Source organism: Pseudoalteromonas sp. SG43-5, assembly GCF_014164345.1.
GTDB classification, from domain to species: domain Bacteria; phylum Pseudomonadota; class Gammaproteobacteria; order Enterobacterales; family Alteromonadaceae; genus Pseudoalteromonas; species Pseudoalteromonas distincta.
In genome coordinates, this window is the sequence record NZ_JACJFA010000004.1 from 1 (window position 1) to 20,509 (window position 20,509).

Below are 20,509 nucleotides of genomic sequence, written 5' to 3' on the forward strand. Positions count from 1 at the left end.
GGTGACAATAGCGTTTTGGACCCACCTGATTCCATGCCGAACTCAGTAGTGAAACGAAACAGCGCCGATGATAGTGTAGCATTTGCTATGTGAAAGTAGGACATTACCAGGCTTCAAATTGTAGAAAGCTCGAATCTAACGATTCGGGCTTTTTTACGTCTGCAGAAAAGTAAAATGTGCGCAATTATCATCCACTCACAGCAACACCCATCACGTAGGTCGGGTGAGCTTAGCGACTCCTGAAGTTAATTTAATCTTTTTTATTTTTTATAAAAGCTAACTACTTTCATTTCCTTAGATAACAAATTTAATTTTGCTTTGTTACTGTCTTTGATTTAGGATCAAATCAGTTTAAAACCAAGAACTAACAGCCTGTGTATAGATTATTAATTAGCGCCATATCCATTTTATTTTGTTTTTCTGCGTCAGCAGTTGAAGTAACTGATCTATATCAAGATATTTTAAAAGTGGATGACAAAACACGAGACACTCGATTAGCTGCGAGTCGTAAAGCTTTGCTCAATGTTTTAGTGAAAGTAAGCGGTGATGAAACTGCGGATCAAAATAAATTAGCACAGCAACGCACTAAAGATATTTCTGATTATATGCTTAAGTTTGAATATGACGAGAGAGCAAATGGACAATTGAAACTTGTTGTAAAATTTGAAGCTCGAAAGATCAATGCGTTAATCAAAGAGTTAAACTTACCTTTATGGGGAGTACAACGCCCGTTAGTCGCAATATGGTTAGGTATTGAAGACAATTGGCGCAGAGAATTAGTAACACAAGAAAGTTACCCGCAGTTAGAGCAGTTAATTTATGACAAAGCAGGGCGTCGTGGTTTACCTGTCGTTGTTCCATTACTTGATTTACAAGATCGACGTCTAGTAGGTATTCCTGAGGTGTGGGGTAACTTTTCAGAACCAGTAGAAGAGGCCTCTAGACGCTACAGCGCTGAGCGAAGTATTACAGCAAGAATGTATAAAGAAGCAGATAGCGAAAATTGGATTTTAGACTGGCGTTTTACTAATGATGATCAATTTGATTCAAATCGATTAACCGGTGATAAACAGCAAATAGTGAGCCAGATGATTGACACCTTAGCACAAGGCCTTGCAAGCGAGTATGCAATTGATCCAAATGCTTATTATGAACAAGCAACTGCTACGCTCACGCTAAAGGGTACACAAAGTTTTGTTGATATAGAATTAGCGAAACGAAGATTATTGAGCCTAAGTGTTGTTACGCAAGTTAAAATTGTTCGTAAAACACCGGAATTTGTAGAATTTAAACTAAACCACACTGGTAACCTAAGCGATCTTAAAAAAGGGTTAGGGTTAGACTCCTCATTTAAAGATTATGAGGATCCACGCGCTTTTTATCATGTTGTTGATAAAAATAGCTTAGAGTATCAATGGATAACGCCATAATGCTAACTTCTGAGCCGATGCAAATGGCATTACCGGTTACCTTGCCGGATGACGAAACATTTGCATCGTATTTTGGGGGAGAAGACTCTTTGGAGGTTAATCACCTAAAAGATAGCTTTTCCAAATTAGCAAAAACGTTTCAGTATACATACCTATGTGGTTTAGGTGATTCGGGCAAGTCTCATCTTTTATATGCAACCTGCATAAAAGCACAAGAGCGTGGCTTATCTAATATGCTACTGTCTATGCGCGAAGTAATTGACTTTGGACCTATGGTATTAGACGGTTTAGAAGCACTTGATGTTCTATGTATTGATGACGTGCATTTAGTTGCAGGGAATGATGCGTGGGAAAAAGCACTATTTAACTTTTTTAACCGGTTTAACGAACCCGGTAAAATGTTAGTAGTAACTGCTGATTTACTTCCTAGCATGCTCAATATATCTCTGCCTGATTTAGAGTCTCGTTTAACGTGGGGAACAACGTTTCAAATTCGTTCTATGAGTGATGACGATAAAGCACAAGCACTTGTTAAGCGCGCTCACATGCGCGGCCTTGAATTAAGTGACGAGTGTGCACGCTTTTTATTAACTCGTTTAAGCCGTGATATGCGAGCTTTATTAGATGTACTCGACAAATTAGATCATGCATCTATGGCTGCACAGCGAAAATTAACTATTCCTTTTATAAAATCAACGTTAAAGCTGTAGTAGGTCTAGAATCTAGACCCTGCTTTCAGTTATCATAAGCTATTATCAGAGCGTGTTTACCTTTCCTGATTGGAATTTGTTTAACTTAAGGGTGCTTTAATCGCGTCGTGAGGACATTAGCATAGTTTTTATATGCAAAACCCGAACAACAAAGAGAGTAGCCACAAGATAAACACTTCGAACAACACGTGTTTGGTCTTTATTTAGGGTTATTGCATGACTGATGTAGAAACTACAGCCCAATGCCTAACCTTATTTAATAGCCAACCACACAGTTGAAAGCAATCTTGAAAGGCCAACACGCTCTTAAGCAATCACCTTCTGTGAAAGATCAGGTATCGAATGAACTTAGAAAATATATTAGCGCAAGCACTTGAGGCGGTAGCCAGTGCCAGTGAAATAGTGCAGTTAGAAGATATCAGGGTTAATTACCTTGGTAAAAAAGGCGAAATCACTAGCTTACTTAAAACGTTAGGTAAAATAGCACCTGAAGAACGTAAAGAAGCAGGCCAAGTTATAAACCAAGCTAAACAGGATGTGCAAGCTGCTATTAACGAAAAGCGTGAATTGCTTGCAAGTAAAGCACTTGAAGAAAAGCTAGCTGCTGAAACTATAGATGTAACTCTGCCAGGACGTGTTATGCCTACCGGCGGTTTACACCCAGTTACGCGCACTATTGAGCGTATAGAAAGCTTTTTTGGTGAGTTAGGTTTTGAAGTTAAATCTGGTCCAGAAATCGAAGACGATTTTCATAACTTTGATGCGCTAAATATCCCTGAGCACCATCCAGCACGTGCTGATCATGATACCTTTTATTTCAATCCTAAATTAGTACTACGCACACAAACTAGTGGCGTGCAAATTCGTACTATGGAAACTGAGCAGCCACCACTGCGCATTATTTCACCTGGACGTGTATACCGTAACGATTACGACCAAACACATACACCAATGTTCCACCAGGTTGAAGGTTTAATGGTTGATACCGATGTTAGCTTTACGGAGTTAAAAGGTATTTTGCATGATTTTTTACGTAACTTCTTTGAAGAGGATATGGAAATTCGTTTCCGTCCTTCATTCTTCCCATTTACAGAACCTTCAGCTGAAGTAGATGTTATGGGTAAAGACGGTAAGTGGTTAGAAGTACTAGGCTGCGGCATGGTACATCCCAATGTACTTAAGTCTGTGGGCATTGACCCAGAAAAATACACCGGCTTTGCCTTTGGCATGGGTGTAGAGCGTTTAACAATGTTGCGCTATGGCGTAAACGATTTGCGTGCATTTTTCGAAAATGACTTAAAATTCCTGAACCAGTTCCGTTAAGAGTGAAACAATAAAATGAAATTTAGTGAAAAGTGGTTAAGAGAGTGGGTTAATCCTGCTATTGATACGCAAGCTCTTTCGGAACAGCTTTCAATGGCTGGTCTAGAAGTTGATGGTGTTGAGCCTGCTGCTGCCAAATTTAATGGCGTAGTTGTTGGTGAAGTTGTTGAATGTGGTCAACACCCTGATGCAGATAAACTTCGTGTTACCAAAATTAACGTAGGTGGCGATGAGCTACTTGATATCGTGTGTGGTGCACCAAATTGTCGTTTAGGTATTAAAGTTGCTGTTGCAACTGTGGGCGCTGTACTTCCTGGTGACTTTAAAATTAAAAAAGCCAAACTACGCGGCCAACCTTCAAACGGAATGCTATGTGCTTTTGTTGAGCTAGGTATTAGCGAAGAAGGCGACGGCATTATGGAATTGCCAAGCGATGCACCAGTAGGCACTGATTTACGTGACTACCTAGGTCTTGATGACAATATTATAGATGTTGACTTAACACCAAATCGTGGTGATTGTTTAGGTATTAAAGGCCTTGCTCGTGAAGTAGGTGTTTTAAATAGCATTGACGTAAATGTATTAGATATCCCAGCGGTTACGCCAACAATTGATGACAAAGTATCAATTGAGCTGGTTAACGAAGATGCATGTCCTCGTTACCTTGGCCGTGTGATAAAGGGCATTAACCTTGATGCTGAAACACCACTTTGGATGGTTGAAAAATTACGTCGTAGTGGCGTACGTTCTATCGATCCTGTAGTTGATGTTACTAACTATGTATTACTTGAACTTGGTCACCCAATGCACGCGTTTGATTTAAATGCGATTGAAGGTGGTATTAAAGTTCGTAGTGCAAACGCAGGCGAAAAACTTGTTTTATTAGACGGTAATACCGCTAAATTAAACGACACAACACTTGTGATAGCCGATCATAATAAAGCACTTGCAATTGCGGGTATTTTTGGTGGGGAGCAATCAGGTGTTACAGATAAAACATCTGATATATTACTTGAAAGCGCATTTTTTAATCCTGTAGCAATTGCAGGACAAGCACGTAGCTACGGTTTACACACTGATGCTTCACACCGTTATGAACGCGGTGTTGATTTTGCTCTACAACACGATGCAATGGAACGTGCAACAGCACTTCTTCTCGAGATTGTAGGTGGTCAAGCAGGCCCTGTAGTTGAAGCTGTTGCGGCTGATAAACTACCAAAAGTGACTGAAGTACGTCTTCGTCGTGCACGTTTAGACCGTGTTATTGGGCATCATATTGAAGATGCTAAAGTAACAGACATTCTTACGCGTTTAGGTCTTGATCTTAAAGTAGAAAATGAAAGCTGGAGTGCGGACGTACCAAGCTACCGTTTTGATATTCGCATCGAAGAAGATTTAATTGAAGAAGTAGCACGTGTTTACGGTTACAACAGCATCCCAAATGTTGCACCAACTGCAAAACTTAAAATGACGACACATAACGAAGCAGCTATTGCGCTTAGCAAGTTCCGCAATACGTTAGTGACTCGTGGTTACCAAGAAGCAATTACGTACAGCTTTGTAGACCCTAAAGCACAAGCTATTTTACACCCAGAGTGTAAAGCAATGGTATTACCGCATCCTATTTCAATTGAAATGTCAGCAATGCGTGTAAGTTTAATGCCGGGTTTATTAGCGTCTGTAGCGTATAACCAAAATCGCCAACAGCCTCGTATTCGTTTATTCGAACATGGTCTTAAATTTATAAGCGACGAAAGTGCAGAAAATGGTGTTTACCAAGTACCGGTTATTGGCGGTGTTATTACGGGTCTTGTAAATGGCGAGCATTGGGTTGAAGAAAAACGCAATGTTGATTTTTACGATTTAAAAGGTGATGTTGAAGCCTTACTTGCAATTACCAATGACATTACTCGCTTTGAAATTAAAGCCGAGCAGTCAGATGGACTTCACCCTGGTCAATCAGCAGTAATATATGTTGATGGTAAAAAGGTTGGTTTTTTTGGTGCTTTACATCCTCAAGCTCAAAAGTCGTTAGATATCAACAACGCAACTTTTGTTTTTGAAATTGAAATGTCAGCAATAGAAAAAAGAAATTTACCGCAAGCCGAAGGGGTGTCTAAATTCCCTTCAAATCGCCGCGACATCGCGATTTTAGTGGCAGACAGCGTTAAATCTGGCGACATTTTAAGCGTGATCGAAAAAGTTGGCGGAAATCAATTGGTTGACCTAAACTTATTCGATGTGTATAAGGGCAAAGGTATTGAGCCAAATTATAAGAGTTTGGCGATTGCTCTAACACTGCAAGCGGTTGATAGAACACTCGAAGAGAAAGATATCAATCTAGTAGTTGATAACGTGGTGGCCGAATTGGCCGAACAGTTTAATGCATCGTTGAGGGACTAGATATGGCGCTTACTAAAGCCGACATAGCTGAACACCTATTTGAAAAGCTCGGGATCAATAAAAAAGATGCCAAAGATTTAGTTGAAGCGTTTTTTGAAGAAATCCGCTCAGCGCTAGAAAAAGGCGAGCAGGTTAAGCTCTCTGGATTTGGTAACTTTGATCTTCGAGACAAAAAAGAAAGACCAGGCCGCAACCCGAAAACAGGCGAAGATATTCCTATTTCGGCACGTCGCGTGGTGACTTTTCGACCAGGTCAAAAGCTTAAAACCCGCGTAGAAGTGGGCACAAGCAAAGCAAAATAAAAAAAGGCAGCGTAAGCTGCCTTTTTATTTGCCTGAATAACCTAGTTATTAAATTATACCAACCTGCATAAATCTTTGATCAATTTAACGAATTAAATAACACTATAACGTCGTTAAAATATTTTTATCTAGAACAACTAGATACAAAATTTTTGCCTAGTTCTAGCGTAATTTCCTTAACGTTAAATAGACCCCATACATAAGCAGATTGGTATTAGGTTATTTTTGCGATTATAAATTAAAACTCTCGAGGAGATACAAAATCACCTGCCATTATTTGCTGAAATGTTTGCTCTGCAAGTACATCTAGGCTATCTAAGCTTTTACCATTTGCGACTAATTTCTGCTTAATTTCAAATACATCAATATTTTCAATCCCCGACATTTGCGCTACTTTAGAAAATATATATGCGTGCTTAAACTTATCATGTTTATAAAAAAGACTAATAAGTGATGTATACACTTCCAGATTCGGTATGTTGTCTTTTTTATTGAGCTCTAGAGTTTTATAAAGTAAATCAATGGTTTTTTCATCATCAAATTTAATATAGTACGATGCTAAAAAAAATTGCATTTCGGCACTTTGCGTTACACTTTTATCATTTTCTATAGCCAATAATTTAGTCAACGCACTTTGGTTGTTATTTCGTGACCATTGGTAGTAAAGCAAACCTGGGTGGTTTGTATTTTGGGTATCTTGATATAACCGAGTCATTTCTTTAATACTCGTTAATTGACCATCAATACGTGACGTTTTTTTAGCTTTTAACTTAATATGTTCAATTTTAGCGGCCAAAGTTATGCATTGGTTATAAGATTCAAAGTCCTTGAGTAATTGGTATTTATTTTCATCAGTAGGGTCTTTGTATTCTATGTGGCGTTTGATAATTACATCAGAACGCTCATCCTTGCAGTGACTGTCTTTGTTTAAGTCGCTACAAAAGCCAGGTGTTTCTTTGCACACTTGTGCGAGTGTTAACGGTTCTTCACACCCTGCCAATGTTAGCAAACCCAATAGTACACTTGCTTTTTTAAGCATTCCTTAACCCCAAATGAATATTTACTTTGTTATTCTAACGCAATCATTTAACGCCTAACAGTAGAGAATAACTTCAGTTTAAATTAGAATAGCCCTGCCTGAAGTGCATTACTCTCAAAATATAGTGCATTTTTAAAGGCTATCCGTTCAAAATGATAAACTTAGGTAAATAAAATGACCTCATCTCACGAGTTAGAATACACAAATAGTTGGCAAGAGCGCCAAGATTACGCAGAAAGCATGCAACCAATCATTGGTAAGCTTTACCGTAATCGTGGTATCGAAATCGCTGTATATGGCCGTCCTCTCGTAAATGCCAGTACTATCGATATTATCAAATCTCACAAAACCGTTGCTCAGTTTGAAGGCACTAAATTACGTTTGCGCGAAAGCTTCCCATTTTTAGAAGCTATCAGCAAAATGGAATTAAACTCAGCACGTATTGATATTGGTAAGCTTGCATATAGTTATTTGTTCACTGAAGCCGCAAAAGGTCGTTCAGTAGAAGAGTTTGTAAAAGATGAACTTGCAGAAATAACAGACTCACCAGCGAAAGAGCCACGCGATGTAGTATTGTATGGTTTTGGTCGTATCGGTCGTTTATTAGCGCGTTTATTAATTGAAAAATCAGGTCCATATTCAGATTTACGTTTGCGCGCTATTGTTGTGCGTGGTGGTAAAGATGGGGATCTTGAAAAGCGTGCAAGCTTACTGCGTCGTGATTCAATTCACGGTCCATTCAATGGCTCAATCACGATTGATAAAGAACGCAATGCAATTAAAGCTAACGGTAGCTACATTCAAGTTATTTACGCTAACTCTCCTAGCGAAATTGATTACACTCAATACGGTATCGACAATGCATTAATTGTTGATAACACCGGTATTTGGAAAGACGAAGCGGGCCTTGGCCAGCACCTAGAGTGTAAGGGCGCTGCAAAAGTATTATTAACAGCTCCTGCAAAAGGCAATATCAAAAACATCGTATATGGTGTTAATAACAAAGATATTTTACCTGAAGATAAAATTGTTTGTGCAGCAAGCTGTACAACCAATGCAATTACACCAACGCTTAAAGCATTAAACGATAAGTTTGGTATCAATAATGGCCATGTTGAAACTGTACACTCGTACACGAACGATCAAAACCTTATTGATAACTACCACAAAGCAGAGCGCCGTGGCCGTGCCGCAGCACTCAATATGGTAATTACTGAAACAGGTGCTGCAAAAGCGGTTTCAAAAGCATTACCAGAGCTTGAAGGCAAGTTAACAGGTAACGCAATCCGCGTACCTACACCTAATGTGTCGCTAGCTATTTTAAATCTTAACTTAGCAACAAGCACATCAGTTGAAGAGCTAAACGCATTTTTACGCGATACAGCACTTCATTCAGACTTACGTGATCAAATTGATTACACTGCATCAACGGAAATTGTATCTACCGATTTAGTAGGTAGCCGTTACGCAGGTGTTGTTGATTCACAAGCAACAATTGTTGAAGATAACCGTATTGTTTTATATGTATGGTACGACAATGAGTTTGGTTACAGCTGCCAAGTAGTTCGTTGTATGCGCGATATGGCCGAAGTGTCATTCCCAAGCTTACCTCGCTAATTTATTTGCAGTGACTTAAAAGCCAGCATGTTGCTGGCTTTTTTGGTCGTGTATTATTTTTAAAGCGTATGCCTTGTGATAGGCTTTAATTAAGAAGATGCACATTCGTTTTACTATTTATAAAATAATGTCAGTTCTGTGAATTAATAAGCAGATAAACTTATTCAACCTAAAGGTTTTTTCATGAAAATCAGCAGCAATTTCGACAGTGGTAATATCAAAGTTATTGAAGCCACCGATCCTTTAAATATTCAATTAGAAATTAATAAAGATCACCAGTCTGAATTTTATCAGTGGTTTCACTTTCGTCTTGAAACAACACCTTACCAATTGCATAAGTTAAATATTAATGAGCTTGATAAATCAGCTTACCCAGATGGTTGGGAAGGGTACCAAGCCGTTGCATCATATGACCGCCAAACATGGTTTCGTGTACCATCAAGCTATGAAAATGGCACATTAAGCTTTGAAATTGAACCAGAGTGCGGCAGCGTATATTTTGCTTACTTTGCGCCATACAGTTACGACCGCCATTTAGATTTATTATCTTGGGCACAAAGCCAAGGCGCTTGCCAATTAATAACGCTTGGTGAAACACTCGATGGCCGCGATATGAGTGTGCTTAAAATTGGTGAGCCAAGTGAAGACAAGAAAACCATTTGGATCACAGCACGTCAACACCCAGGTGAAACAATGGCGCAGTGGTATGTTGAAGGTCTACTGCACAAACTTCTTGATGACGAAGACCCACATGCAGCTGCGCTTCTATCAAAAGCAGTTTTTTACGTTGTGCCTAATATGAATCCAGACGGTAGCGCACGCGGACACCTTCGTACTAACGCTAAAGGTGTTAACTTAAACCGTGAATGGCAAACACCAAGCATGGAAAATAGCCCTGAGGTTTACTTAGTGCTTAATAAAATGCGCGAAGCTGGCTTAGATATGCACTTAGACATACACGGCGATGAAGCTATCCCATATAACTTTGTGGCAGGCAGTGAAGGTATTCCAAGTTACGATGAACGCTTAAAAGGTTTAGAAGATAGCTTTAAAGCTGCGCTTTTAACTATTACACCTGAGTTTCAAGATGAGCATGGCTATCCAAAAGATGAGCCAGGTCAAGCTAACCTAACGGTAGGTTCATCAGCTACGGCTGAAGAATTCAAAGCATTAACGTACACAATTGAAATGCCATTTAAAGATAACAACGCTTTACCGGATCCAGATTACGGCTGGTCAGATCGTCGTTCGTATCAATTTGGTCAAGATACATTAGCGGCTATTGTTAATGTTGTTGATGATTTAAGATAAAACGTTTATCTAAAAGGGTATCAATAGTTTTGATACCCTTTTTGCTTTTAATAAAACCCTTTGTATAAAAAATAATAATCATATAGCAGCTTTATTCTTAAAACGTTTTCAACGCTTCTTCGCTGCGTATCATCACCGTATCGGTACAAATCAATCTACTTTCATTTAAATACTACAGATGTAATGCCTTTCGCCAAGTGTGTAATTATATATTTTGAAAATTAAGTGTTAACAAAGTTAGGTTACTTAAGTTAAGATTAATTAAATCATGAGTCGGGACGGGAGAGGTAAAACCTTATTTCGTAAAGCTTATGTAGCGTAGTAGCTAAAGCAGAGTCTCGTAATTAAAAATAATAAATATAACTATAGAGGATATCCATGGAAGCTTTTGTAAGTGCTGTTAATGATGTTGTTTGGAGTAATGCACTCATCTATTTATGCCTAGGCGCAGGCTTGTTTTATTCAGTATTAACTCGATTTGCTCAAGTTAGACATTTTAAAGAAATGTGTAAGTTATTATTTAGTCCTAACACGTCTGATAAAGGTATCTCATCTTTTCAAGCCCTTGCAGTATCGTTGTCTGGACGAGTAGGCGTTGGTAATATCGCTGGCGTTGCTGCCGCTATCGGCTTTGGTGGGCCAGGCGCAATTTTTTGGATGTGGGTTGTTGCATTTTTAGGTGCAAGCACTGCATACGCAGAGTCTACTTTAGGCCAAATTTATAAAACAGAAGAAGATGGGCAATATCGTGGTGGCCCAGCGTACTATTTTGACCGTTGTTTAGGGCAAAAGTGGCTAGCTGTTTTATTTGCTGTTTCGGCGATTATTGCCTGTGGTGTTTTTCTACCTGGTGTACAAGCAAATGCAGTAGGTAATGCGTTTACCCAAGTGTTTGGCAGTGGCAACATGGTTACTACTAGCTTTGGTGACGTAGGTAGCTTTAAGTTAGTCGCTTTAGCAATCATCCTTATTGTTTTAGCGTTTATTATTTTTGGCGGTATAAAGCGTATTGCAAACTTTACGCAAGTAGTAGTGCCATTTATGGCACTGGGTTACATAGTACTGGCATTAATCGTGGTATTTTTAAATTTAGATAAAGTAGCTGATATATTCTATTTAATTATTAGTGATGCATTTACTGCACAGGCTGGTTTTGGTGCCGCTATTGGTTGGGGCGTAAAGCGTGGTATATATTCTAATGAAGCTGGCCAAGGTAGTGGGCCTCATGCTGCAGCCGCTGCAGAGGTTGATCACCCAGCTCAACAGGGTTTAGTACAAGCTTTTTCGGTTTATGTTGATACCATTTTTGTGTGTACTGCAACAGCATTAATGATTTTAATAACGCAGCAATATAATGTTGTGGGTGATTTACCAGCAGGACAGTTTATTGTACAAAATGTCGATGCAGCGACTGAAGTAGGCTCAGCAGCCTTTACTCAAATGGCTTTATTTAGTGTATTTGGCAGCTTTGGACAAGCATTTGTCGGTATTGCATTATTCTTCTTTGCCTTTACCACAATACTTGCTTATTACTTCATTGCAGAGACAAATATTGCTTACTTAAATCGTTACTTTAAAGGCAATATCCCGCTTGTCCTTGTGAAATTTGTGATTATGTTCATGGTTGCATACGGTATGGTTAATAATTCAGGTTATATCTGGACTATTGGAGATATTGGCGTTGGCTTAATGGCTTGGATTAACATATTGGGTATTTTAGCTATTTTCTTTGTAGCTAAGCCAGCTTTGTTATGTTTGAGCGATTATGAGGATCAGAAGAAAAAAGGCGGAAAAATCACATTTGATCCAGTTAAATTAGGGATTAAAAACGCCTCGTTTTGGGAAAAGCGTCTAGAGAAACAGTCAAAAGACGCTGAGTAATTAAACTTAGTGGGCAACTTAGAAAATTATAGCCCCTAAATCAGTTGTTGGTTTGAATTCAAAAAAGACAACGAGAAATAAAACAAGTACAATAAAGGCGCCGAAAGGCGCTTTTTTTATGCGTAGTATGGAGAGAAGTATGGCGATTATTCGTTGCCCAAAATGTGCAAAATCAATTTCAGATAAACATAAGCAATGTCCGCATTGCGAAAGCAACATTGCAGAGCTAAACGACGAGCAAGTTTTACAACTTCAGCGCGAACAGCGAATTAAAAAAAAGCAGATGTTTATAAATCACTCCTTTTTGGCGCTTATCTTATTTTTAGGTGGTTTTTTCTGCTTGTACTTTTTACAACCGCAAGAAGAAACACTTCAGTGGTATGCTTACACTGCCGCGATAGGCATAGGCTGTATTTGGTACCTTGTAAATCGTATTATTTTAGTGACTCTAAAAAAGAAAAAATGACATGAACATCGACAATCTTGTACAAAATATTACTCCCGAATTATTCGAACGCTTACAATACGGTGCTTCTACTGGCAAGTGGCCAGACGGTACCGTTTTATCAGATGAACAAAAGCAACAAACAGTGCAGTTGGTTATGTTGTATCAAGCAAAGGTGGCTCAATCAAACGAGCAATTTACGATTGGTGCTAATGGTGAAATGATCCAAAAGACAAAAGCTCAACTACAAAAAGAATTCAAATCAGACAACGAAATAGCTAGGTTTAGTGAACATGATCTTTAAGCACCTTTTTACACCTAAGTGGAAACACCCAAAGCAACAAGTACGTCTTGATGCTATCGAAAAATTAGACATTGAACGTGATGCAACCATATTAAACACGTTAGCACTTGAAGATAGCTCAGCTGAAATTCGCCGTAAAGCGCTGCAAAAGGTAAACAATTTGCCGCTATGGTGGAAAGCGTATAAACAAGATCAAGCATTAAAAGATATAGCAGAGCTGCAAATATCTAATGCTGTTTTAAATAGCGAAAGTACATTAACAGCGCAAATCAAAAGTGAATACATAGAGCGTTTTGCACCTGTTAAAACACTCGAAAAGTTAGCATTTGCAGAAAAAGAACTGCAAGTACGCGTTAAATTATTAAAACGTTTAGCAAATCCAAAATTAGTAGAAAAAGCATTTAAAGAAGGTAGCGAAGAGCTACAAACTCAGTTAGTTGAACTTGTTATTACCCATCAATTAATTAAGCCATTAGTTAAACATGCAAAAGGTGATGCAAAAGCAGCACTTGAAACGCATATTGAAAATGAGCGTTTAGCAATTGAAATGCCACTTCAGGTTGAAAGTGCAACACGTGTTATTTTAGCTAAGTTAAATGCTTTACGTGAAAAAACAGATTTTGGTGTTGTAAATTCACAAGCCGGCGAATTAATGGCCCAGTGGCAAGCACTTGAGCTCAAATGGTTAAGTGATGAACGTGTAAAGCTGCTTGATGAAAAATATATTTCTATTACTACTAAGTTAGATGCACACATTGAACAGCTAAAAGCAGTACATGACAAAGAGCAGCAGCAATTAGCGCAACAACAGCGTCAATTATTAGCACTTGCAACACTTGAAGCTTTAGGTGAAGAAATTGAAAATGCCTTACAGCTTGGTCTTGAAACTCCAGAGCAAATTCAACAAGATTGGCTTGATGCAAAAGTAGCGCAAGCTAAGCAAGCTATTAGCGAAACAGAACTTGCTAATAATGCACAATCAAAACTTGCTGTAAGCAAGTTAGAAAAACTATTTACTCAAGTTGCTAAGTTACCCGAGCTAACAACGGCTATTAAAGAGTACAAACTCGCTTTTGCAGCATTATGCGAAATTAAGCCAGCAGAGGATTTAGCACAATACGATGCAACTCTAACTGAATTTAATAATGGCTTTAAAGCAGCGCGTAATCATTTGAATGTTTTAGATGGCGCACTGCAAAGTACCTTTAAAACACAGTTAAATGGGCATAAAAAGCAATTTTTAGCACCAATGAATGAGCTAGTTAAGCCACTTGAAAAAAACCAAAGCCAAGCAAAGCGCAAAGCTCGTGATGTTAAGCGCCTAATTGAAGAAGGTCGTTTTAATGTTGCTTTTGGCGTGTTTAAAGGCTTTGAAGAGTTATTTAATACACTTACTGAGCAATATCAGCAGCCACTTGTAAACATAAAAGCAGACCTTGAAGCGCAACTTGCAGATGCGAAAGATTGGCAAAAATACGCTGCAGCACCAAAGCGTAAAGCTTTATTAGAAGAAGTAAGTGCATTAGTAAGCGAAGAGTGTACAGACCCACAACAACGCGCAGAGCAAGTAAAAGCGCTACGTAAACGTTGGAATGAGTTAGGTCGTTTAGACACAGATGAAGAAAAGCTACAAGGTGTGCAGTTTGATGAACAAATCGAGTTGTTATTTGCGCCTTGCCGTAGTTACTTCGCAGAGCAAGAAGTGCAACGCGAAGCATCAAAAGCACAGCGTGAAAGTATTATTAACGACATGCATGCGCTCCATTTACAGCCAACTGCTGAGGATGATTTTGATTGGAAACAATATGAAAGCCAATACAATCGTTTAAATAAAGCGTGGCGCAGTGTGGGTAAAGTTGACCCTAAAACATACCGTACACTAAACGATCGTTATAAAAATGAGCAACAACAAGTACTGGCTTTATTAAACGCATTTCATAAAAGTAATGCAGCACTTAAAAATGAGTTAGTAGAAAAAGCGCAGCAATTATCACAAAGCGATGATTTAGCCGCTGCCTGCCAAGAGTTGAAGCAAATGCAGCAGCAATGGCAAACCATTGGCTTTGCTGGTTTAAAAGCTGAAAATGCGTTATGGCAAAAGTTTCGTCAGTATAACGATGAAACATTTACTAAGCGTAGTAGTAAGTTTGAGCAGCAAAAACTCGAGCAAAACGAGTCAGATAAACAAGCAATTGCAGAACTTGCTGAGCTTGAAGCAGCACTTAGTGATGTTAATCAAAGAGCGCAGTTGCACGACCTAGAAACAAAAGTGAAAGGGTACACGCAATTTAGATCGTTAGCGCCAAAGGTTACTAAGCTACTAGCTGCTATTGAAGATAAACTTGCATTGCTTACAAGTAAATCTGAGCAAGCTAATTTAGATGCATTAATTACTGCACTTGAAAACAATGAAGCGTTACCAAGTCAGTATCAAGCACCGCTTAAAACAACATTAAGTAAAGAGCAACTTATTACTCGCATGGAAATACTAGCGAACGTAAGTTCAACCGATAAGTCACTTAGAATGGCAGAACAAGTAGCCATGCTAGATGACAAACATCGTGGCGATCATGCTGATTTAAACTATTATTTAAAACAGTTATTAGCGCTCAGTGACGGTTCAGTTGAACCTGACACACTAACGCGACTTAAAGCGACACTTGCAGCTTAATAAAACCAGCATAATATGTGCTGGTTACTATTTTACTAAGCCGCTTTAATAGCGGCTTTTTTATGTACCACTAATTTATAAACAAAAGGGTTCTCATGAGAATTTTAGTTATTATTGCAGCGTTATTTTTAACCGCCTGTAATACCACGCAAGGCATATCAGTATATTCATTTACTAACTCTGAGGTTGAGTCTGTACTGGGTAAGCAATTACCAAAGTTAAGTGAAAAAGTAAGCTTAATGGGTTTGCCGGTTCAGTTTGATGTAAACGACTTAAGTGTCAATATTGGGCCTGATAACCGCGACGTTGTTGTTCTTGGTGCTGATTCAAGCGCTGAAATTAATGCATTCGCACTTAAATACCCAGTGCGTTTAAAGCTACAAATTGAAGGTAGCCCATTTTACGACAGTGAGAAAAAAGCGGTGTTTTTACGTAATATTAAATTACTTGATTCGAGTGTTGATGCCGGTGGTTTCAAAGGTAATTTAGGTGCACTTGATAGCCAAGCAATGGATGTGATTAATGCTTTTTTAGCGGTTAACCCTGTTTATACTCTAAATATGGATGACCCTAAAATGATGCTACTTAGTAAGCTTCCACTTGATATGAAAGTGGTTGAAGGTGCAATTAAGCTAGTACCTCGTCTATAAGTAGATCTACCTACTTATAATATACGTATTAATTAGCCTGACTTTCAGGCTAATTAGGTTTTAATATTATGGCGGCTCCTCGTACTGTTCCCACTTCTAGGCTTTCTCGCTTTGCAAAATTAGGCTCACTTGCCACAGGTGTTGCTACCAACATGTTAGTTGATGGCGCTAAGAGCGCGCTAACAGGTAAAGGTTGGGACAATAAAAGCTTACTGCTACAACCTAAAAACATTGAAAAACTAGCTATACAGCTATCTCATTTACGTGGCGCTGCGATGAAGCTAGGGCAATTGCTTTCAATGGATGCCGGTGATTTACTTAGTCCTGAATTGGCTCAGTTACTTGCTTTACTGCGCTCAGACGCGAATCCAATGCCTCATAAGCAGCTTGTTGAAGTGTTAAAAGAGCAATGGGGGGATGAGTGGCTAGCGCGTTTTTCTCACATTGAGCTAAGACCTTTTGCAGCGGCTTCAATAGGGCAAGTCCATTTGGCTTATAAAGAAAATGGCGAGCAGCTTGCTGTTAAAATTCAATACCCTGGTATTGCTAAAAGTGTAGTAAGTGATGTCGATAACGTTATTTCGTTATTAACGATTTCTCGATTATTGCCAAAAGATCTTAATATTAAACCACTTATTAATGAGGCTAAGGCACAGTTATTAGCTGAGGCTGATTATAAACGTGAGGCTCAGTATTTAATACGTTATAAAAATGCATTAGCAACTAATCCCCACTTTAAAGTACCCAACGTATATCCAGAGCACAGCACACAACAAGTGCTAACTATGGAGTATATAAAAGCAGAACCTATTGAGAGCATTACAGAGCTACCAGATAGTCAAAAAAGCTTTGTTGCAGAGCAACTGATTGATTTGTTTTTTAAAGAAATGTTTGAATTTAAATTAATTCAAACCGACCCTAACTTTGCCAACTTTCATTATCAGCTTGATACACAAAAAATTGTTTTATTTGATTTTGGTGCAACGCGAGAAATATCAACCGAGCTTAGCTTAGCGTACTTAGCCTTATTTAAAGCGGGTAGCGAAAACAACCGAGAAGGTGTACTTAAAGCGGCATCACACATAGGTTATTTTAAAAATGACTTAGTTGATGAGTATAAAAACAACGTCATTGATTTATTTTTAATGGCGTGCGAGCCGCTAAGAGTAAAAGGGGAATTTGATTTTAAAAATAGTGAACTCGCGCTCAAAATTAAAAATGCAGGGCTTGCCCTTAGTGCGCAATCTCAGCAATGGCATACACCGCCCGTTGATGCGTTATTTATTCACCGAAAACTTGTAGGACTTTATTTAATAGCCGCAAGGCTAGGTGCAAAAATAGATGTAAAAACGTTATTTAAGCACTATTTCTAGCGTTTTAATTTACGCGTAAGTGCACTTTAAGTAATGAGTGCACTTAGCGTATAAAATTGCCATAATGCTCGCGATATTTCGCGAGGTGCATTTATGATAAAACAATTTTTAAACGATCCTAAATTATTGCTAAACGCAGTAGGTGAGGGCATATACGGTTTTGACCTATCGGGTAATGCGGTGTTTGTTAATCCTGCCGCTGAGCGCATGACAGGTTGGTGCGCTGAAGAACTATTAGGTAAAAAAATACACCAATATCATCACCATACTCATGCTGATGGCACACCTTATCCCGCAGATGAATGCCAAATTTACTGCACCATGTTTGACGGAAAGCGTCGTGAAGTTAAAAATGAAGTTTTTTGGCGTAAAGACGGTAGCTCATTTGCAGTTCAATACACTTCAACACCGGTTTATCAAAATGATAAGTTAATTGGTGCTGTAGCGGTATTTCGCGATATATCACTGCAACAGCAAACACAAAATGCACTGCAAGAGGCACTTACTCAAGTAAAGCACTTAAGTGAGCAGCTAAAAGATGAAAACAACTACTTAATTGCAGAGCTCAACGAAGACTGGCAAGACTCAGGGCTAGTTGGACAAAGCCATATATTTCAAACCATGTTAGATCAAATAAAACTGGTAAGTGAAACCGACAGCACAGTGCTTATACTTGGCGAAAATGGCACGGGTAAAGAATTAGTAGCCCGTAATTTGTATCGACTAAGCAAGCGTAGCGAACAAGCCTTTATAAAAGTAAATTGCGCCGCATTTACCCCAAGTTTGCTAGAATCTGAATTGTTTGGTCATGAAAAGGGCGCGTTTACAGGTGCCAATGACCGCCGTAAAGGGCGCTTTGAACTTGCTGATAAAGGCACCTTGTTTTTAGATGAGATAGCAGAGCTTCCACTTGAGGCGCAAAGTAAATTACTGAGAGTCCTGCAAGAACAAGAGTTTGAACGCGTGGGTGGCAGCAACACGCTAAAAGTAAACATTAGAGTAATTGCAGCGACTAATCGCGACCTGTGGGAAATGGTAAAAAAAGGCACGTTTAGAATTGATTTGTATTATCGGCTCAATGTATTTCCTATAAAAGTACCTGCCCTTAAAGATCGAAAAGAAGATATTCCTTATTTATGCGCTAATTTGATTGCGCAGCTAAATAAACGGCTCGGGAAAAATTTAAAAGGGCTAAGTAAAAAAGTAATTACGCAGCTGCAGGCTTACGATTGGCCAGGCAATATTAGAGAGCTGCAAAATGTACTTGAACGCGAAGCTATTTTATCTAATCAAGCGGTACTTCAGCTAAGTCAGCCTTTGCAAGCGGGTGGTGAAGTAGTTATTAATCCTTCACTTACGCTCGATGAAGCGCAAAAGCAGCATATAACCTCTGTTCTTGTGTTATCGCACTGGCAAATATCAGGTGATAAAGGAGCGGCAGTTAAATTGGGCTTACCTGAGAGTACACTACGCTCAAAAATGCGAAAGTTAGGGATTGCTAAAGATTCGTGATATATCGCGAAGTGCGTTTAATGTCGCGAATTTTATTTTATTTCTTTGAAATAAACCGTTTAATATCAATAATGTAAATAAATTTTCAGCTTGGTCTGAAAGTTGCAAATGCTTGCGTAATACCCGTCATTATGAAGCAAGTACTATGAAGTTTGATATTAAAGAAGAAGACATGATCATTAAGCCCTATAACACCGAAGGGCCAATTTATATCCGCGAGCAAAAAGGATTTTTTCAGCGCATACGCCGTAATTTAGGTTGGCTGTTAATGCTAACTTTTATTGCAATACCGTGGATCCAATATAACGGTCAACAAGCTGTGCTGCTTGATGTGGCAACGCAAACCTTTACTATTTTTGGTTTAACACTCCTTCCTCAAGATTTTATGATTTTAGCCTTGCTATTCATGGTGGGGGCTTTTGCGTTATTTTTTGTAACCAACTGGCTTGGTCGGGTTTGGTGTGGATACACGTGCCCGCAAACAATATGGATGCTCATGTTTTCGTGGGTAGAGCAGCGCATAGAAGGCACGCGAAATCAGCGAATTAAATTAGATAAATCTCAGTGGACGCTAAGTACTTGGCGCAAAAAAATAACTAAGCACAGTGCGTGGATTATTATTTCAGTTTTAACCGCCACCTCGTTTATGGCGTATTTTATTCCAGCAAAAAGTTTGTATATGGAAATGCTTACATTTGAATGGTCAGGTATTACGAGCTTTTGGGTGTTTTTATTCGCTTTTTGCACTTACGGTAATGCAGGGTTTTTACGCGAAAAAATGTGCACGATTGCTTGCCCGTATTCTCGTTTTCAGGCTGTTATGTTTGATAAAGATACGTTGCTTGTTACCTATGATAGCAAGCGCGGTGAAAGTCGTGGACCGCGTAAACGCAAAGCCGATCCAAAAGAGCTTAACTTAGGTGACTGTGTAGACTGTAACTTATGTGTAGAGGTTTGCCCGGCAGGTATAGACATTCGAAATGGCTTACAATATGAATGTATAAACTGTGGCTTATGTATTGATGCTTGCGACGATACCATGGAGAAATTTGGTTATCAAAAAGGCTTAATTAAATACGCCAGCGAAAAACAAATGGAAGGCAAAAAAACCAATCCATTTAGATTAAAACTAATAGGATACGGCGCATTAACGGCTTTGTTAATAATTTCTATGTTTGCATGGATGCTGCAACGCACACCAATAGAAGCCTCAGTACTACGCGATAGGAATGCGCTTTATAGAGTGAACTACGAGGGCCTGGTAGAAAACCCTTATACACTTACTATTATTAATAAAACGCAGCAAGCACTGCATTACAGTATTGCCATAGAGGGCTTGCCAGAAGCAACACTCTCAAGTCCAAGTTCTACACTTATACAGCCAGGTGCAATGAAAAGAGTCCCCGTTACTGTAACAGCCGATGGTTACAATATTGCGCACAAAGTGAGTAAGTTACAATTTATAGTAACAGCGCAAGAAGATGCCAGCATTACTATAACCAAAGACAGCCAATTTTATAAAAATTAGTACAGTATAT

The 20,509-nt window shown here is 38.9% G+C and carries 16 protein-coding genes and 1 rRNA gene; 16 read left to right on the forward strand and 1 reads right to left on the reverse strand.

Annotated features, from left to right (window positions below; translation table 11 throughout):
- The 6 genes from rrf to ihfA all read left to right on the forward strand — a co-directional run.
- Window positions 1-112 (forward strand): 5S ribosomal RNA (gene rrf, locus H5161_RS05515); the annotation flags it as partial.
- A gap of 262 nt (window positions 113-374) precedes the next feature.
- Complete coding sequence (locus tag H5161_RS05520; protein ID WP_182768867.1) at window positions 375-1,430, forward strand: DUF2066 domain-containing protein; 1,056 nt, start codon at window positions 375-377, stop codon at window positions 1,428-1,430.
- The gene (gene hda / locus H5161_RS05525) at window positions 1,430-2,140 is read left to right on the forward strand and encodes a DnaA regulatory inactivator Hda (RefSeq protein WP_182768981.1); all 711 of its coding nucleotides are present in this window, start codon (window positions 1,430-1,432) and stop codon (window positions 2,138-2,140) included. Before H5161_RS05520 ends, hda begins: the two co-directional genes overlap by 1 nt.
- A gap of 342 nt (window positions 2,141-2,482) precedes the next feature.
- Window positions 2,483-3,463, forward strand: coding sequence for a phenylalanine--tRNA ligase subunit alpha (gene pheS / locus H5161_RS05530; protein ID WP_182768868.1), 981 nt, complete (start codon window positions 2,483-2,485; stop codon window positions 3,461-3,463).
- Between the two features lie 15 nt (window positions 3,464-3,478).
- Complete coding sequence (pheT, locus tag H5161_RS05535; protein WP_182768869.1) at window positions 3,479-5,866, forward strand: phenylalanine--tRNA ligase subunit beta; 2,388 nt, start codon at window positions 3,479-3,481, stop codon at window positions 5,864-5,866.
- A gap of 2 nt (window positions 5,867-5,868) precedes the next feature.
- A complete protein-coding gene (gene ihfA / locus H5161_RS05540; protein WP_002960690.1) occupies window positions 5,869-6,168 on the forward strand; it encodes an integration host factor subunit alpha in 300 nt (99 codons plus the stop codon).
- A 238-nt stretch (window positions 6,169-6,406) separates the two neighbouring features.
- Here ihfA and H5161_RS05545 read toward each other — a convergent pair whose 3' ends face one another.
- Window positions 6,407-7,207: a DUF2989 domain-containing protein gene (locus tag H5161_RS05545; protein ID WP_182768870.1), complete on the reverse strand. Its 801-nt coding sequence runs from the start codon at window positions 7,205-7,207 to the stop codon at window positions 6,407-6,409.
- Window positions 7,208-7,381: 174 nt separating this feature from the next.
- On the opposite strand from H5161_RS05545, the gene H5161_RS05550 reads away from it, so the two are divergent.
- The 10 genes from H5161_RS05550 to ccoG all read left to right on the forward strand — a co-directional run bounded on the left by H5161_RS05550 (window position 7,382) and on the right by ccoG (window position 20,499).
- Entirely contained in the window at window positions 7,382-8,824 is a 1,443-nt protein-coding gene (locus H5161_RS05550; RefSeq protein ID WP_002960684.1) for a glyceraldehyde-3-phosphate dehydrogenase, read from the forward strand.
- A 183-nt stretch (window positions 8,825-9,007) separates the two neighbouring features.
- Entirely contained in the window at window positions 9,008-10,135 is a 1,128-nt protein-coding gene (locus H5161_RS05555) for a carboxypeptidase family protein (protein WP_182734247.1), read from the forward strand.
- A 378-nt stretch (window positions 10,136-10,513) separates the two neighbouring features.
- A complete protein-coding gene (locus H5161_RS05560) occupies window positions 10,514-12,016 on the forward strand; it encodes a sodium:alanine symporter family protein (RefSeq protein WP_002960681.1) in 1,503 nt (500 codons plus the stop codon).
- A gap of 139 nt (window positions 12,017-12,155) precedes the next feature.
- Window positions 12,156-12,482 (forward strand): hypothetical protein, encoded by a 327-nt coding sequence (locus tag H5161_RS05565; RefSeq protein ID WP_024605018.1) that lies wholly within the window; start codon window positions 12,156-12,158, stop codon window positions 12,480-12,482.
- A 1-nt stretch (window position 12,483) separates the two neighbouring features.
- Entirely contained in the window at window positions 12,484-12,765 is a 282-nt protein-coding gene (locus tag H5161_RS05570) for a YeaC family protein (RefSeq protein ID WP_007378333.1), read from the forward strand.
- Window positions 12,755-15,436: a DUF349 domain-containing protein gene (locus H5161_RS05575; RefSeq protein ID WP_182768871.1), complete on the forward strand. Its 2,682-nt coding sequence runs from the start codon at window positions 12,755-12,757 to the stop codon at window positions 15,434-15,436. The genes H5161_RS05570 and H5161_RS05575 overlap by 11 nt, the downstream gene beginning before the upstream one ends.
- Before the next feature lie 95 nt (window positions 15,437-15,531).
- A complete protein-coding gene (locus H5161_RS05580) occupies window positions 15,532-16,086 on the forward strand; it encodes a DUF1439 domain-containing protein (RefSeq protein WP_002960677.1) in 555 nt (184 codons plus the stop codon).
- A 68-nt stretch (window positions 16,087-16,154) separates the two neighbouring features.
- A complete protein-coding gene (locus H5161_RS05585) occupies window positions 16,155-17,459 on the forward strand; it encodes an AarF/ABC1/UbiB kinase family protein (RefSeq protein WP_182768872.1) in 1,305 nt (434 codons plus the stop codon).
- Window positions 17,460-17,552: 93 nt separating this feature from the next.
- Entirely contained in the window at window positions 17,553-18,971 is a 1,419-nt protein-coding gene (locus H5161_RS05590; RefSeq protein ID WP_182768873.1) for a sigma-54-dependent Fis family transcriptional regulator, read from the forward strand.
- 145 nt (window positions 18,972-19,116) lie between these two features.
- Window positions 19,117-20,499: a cytochrome c oxidase accessory protein CcoG gene (gene ccoG / locus H5161_RS05595; protein WP_182712924.1), complete on the forward strand. Its 1,383-nt coding sequence runs from the start codon at window positions 19,117-19,119 to the stop codon at window positions 20,497-20,499.
- Window positions 20,500-20,509: the final 10 nt, after the last annotated feature.

Excerpts from the sequence above, each read along its gene's own strand:
- H5161_RS05580 (WP_002960677.1), top strand. The coding sequence starts at position 15,532 with ATGAGAATTTTAGTTATTATTGCAGCGTTATTTTTAACCGCCTGTAAT.
- hda (WP_182768981.1), top strand. The coding sequence starts at position 1,430 with ATGCTAACTTCTGAGCCGATGCAAATGGCATTACCGGTTACCTTGCCG.
- H5161_RS05555 (WP_182734247.1), top strand. The coding sequence starts at position 9,008 with ATGAAAATCAGCAGCAATTTCGACAGTGGTAATATCAAAGTTATTGAA.
- H5161_RS05560 (WP_002960681.1), top strand. The coding sequence starts at position 10,514 with ATGGAAGCTTTTGTAAGTGCTGTTAATGATGTTGTTTGGAGTAATGCA.
- H5161_RS05570 (WP_007378333.1), top strand. The coding sequence starts at position 12,484 with ATGAACATCGACAATCTTGTACAAAATATTACTCCCGAATTATTCGAA.
- H5161_RS05550 (WP_002960684.1), top strand. The coding sequence starts at position 7,382 with ATGACCTCATCTCACGAGTTAGAATACACAAATAGTTGGCAAGAGCGC.
- H5161_RS05565 (WP_024605018.1), top strand. The coding sequence starts at position 12,156 with ATGGCGATTATTCGTTGCCCAAAATGTGCAAAATCAATTTCAGATAAA.
- ihfA (WP_002960690.1), top strand. The coding sequence starts at position 5,869 with ATGGCGCTTACTAAAGCCGACATAGCTGAACACCTATTTGAAAAGCTC.
- pheT (WP_182768869.1), top strand. The coding sequence starts at position 3,479 with ATGAAATTTAGTGAAAAGTGGTTAAGAGAGTGGGTTAATCCTGCTATT.
- H5161_RS05575 (WP_182768871.1), top strand. The coding sequence starts at position 12,755 with ATGATCTTTAAGCACCTTTTTACACCTAAGTGGAAACACCCAAAGCAA.
- H5161_RS05585 (WP_182768872.1), top strand. The coding sequence starts at position 16,155 with ATGGCGGCTCCTCGTACTGTTCCCACTTCTAGGCTTTCTCGCTTTGCA.
- H5161_RS05590 (WP_182768873.1), top strand. The coding sequence starts at position 17,553 with ATGATAAAACAATTTTTAAACGATCCTAAATTATTGCTAAACGCAGTA.
- H5161_RS05545 (WP_182768870.1), bottom strand. The coding sequence starts at position 7,207 with ATGCTTAAAAAAGCAAGTGTACTATTGGGTTTGCTAACATTGGCAGGG.
- ccoG (WP_182712924.1), top strand. The coding sequence starts at position 19,117 with ATGAAGTTTGATATTAAAGAAGAAGACATGATCATTAAGCCCTATAAC.
- pheS (WP_182768868.1), top strand. The coding sequence starts at position 2,483 with ATGAACTTAGAAAATATATTAGCGCAAGCACTTGAGGCGGTAGCCAGT.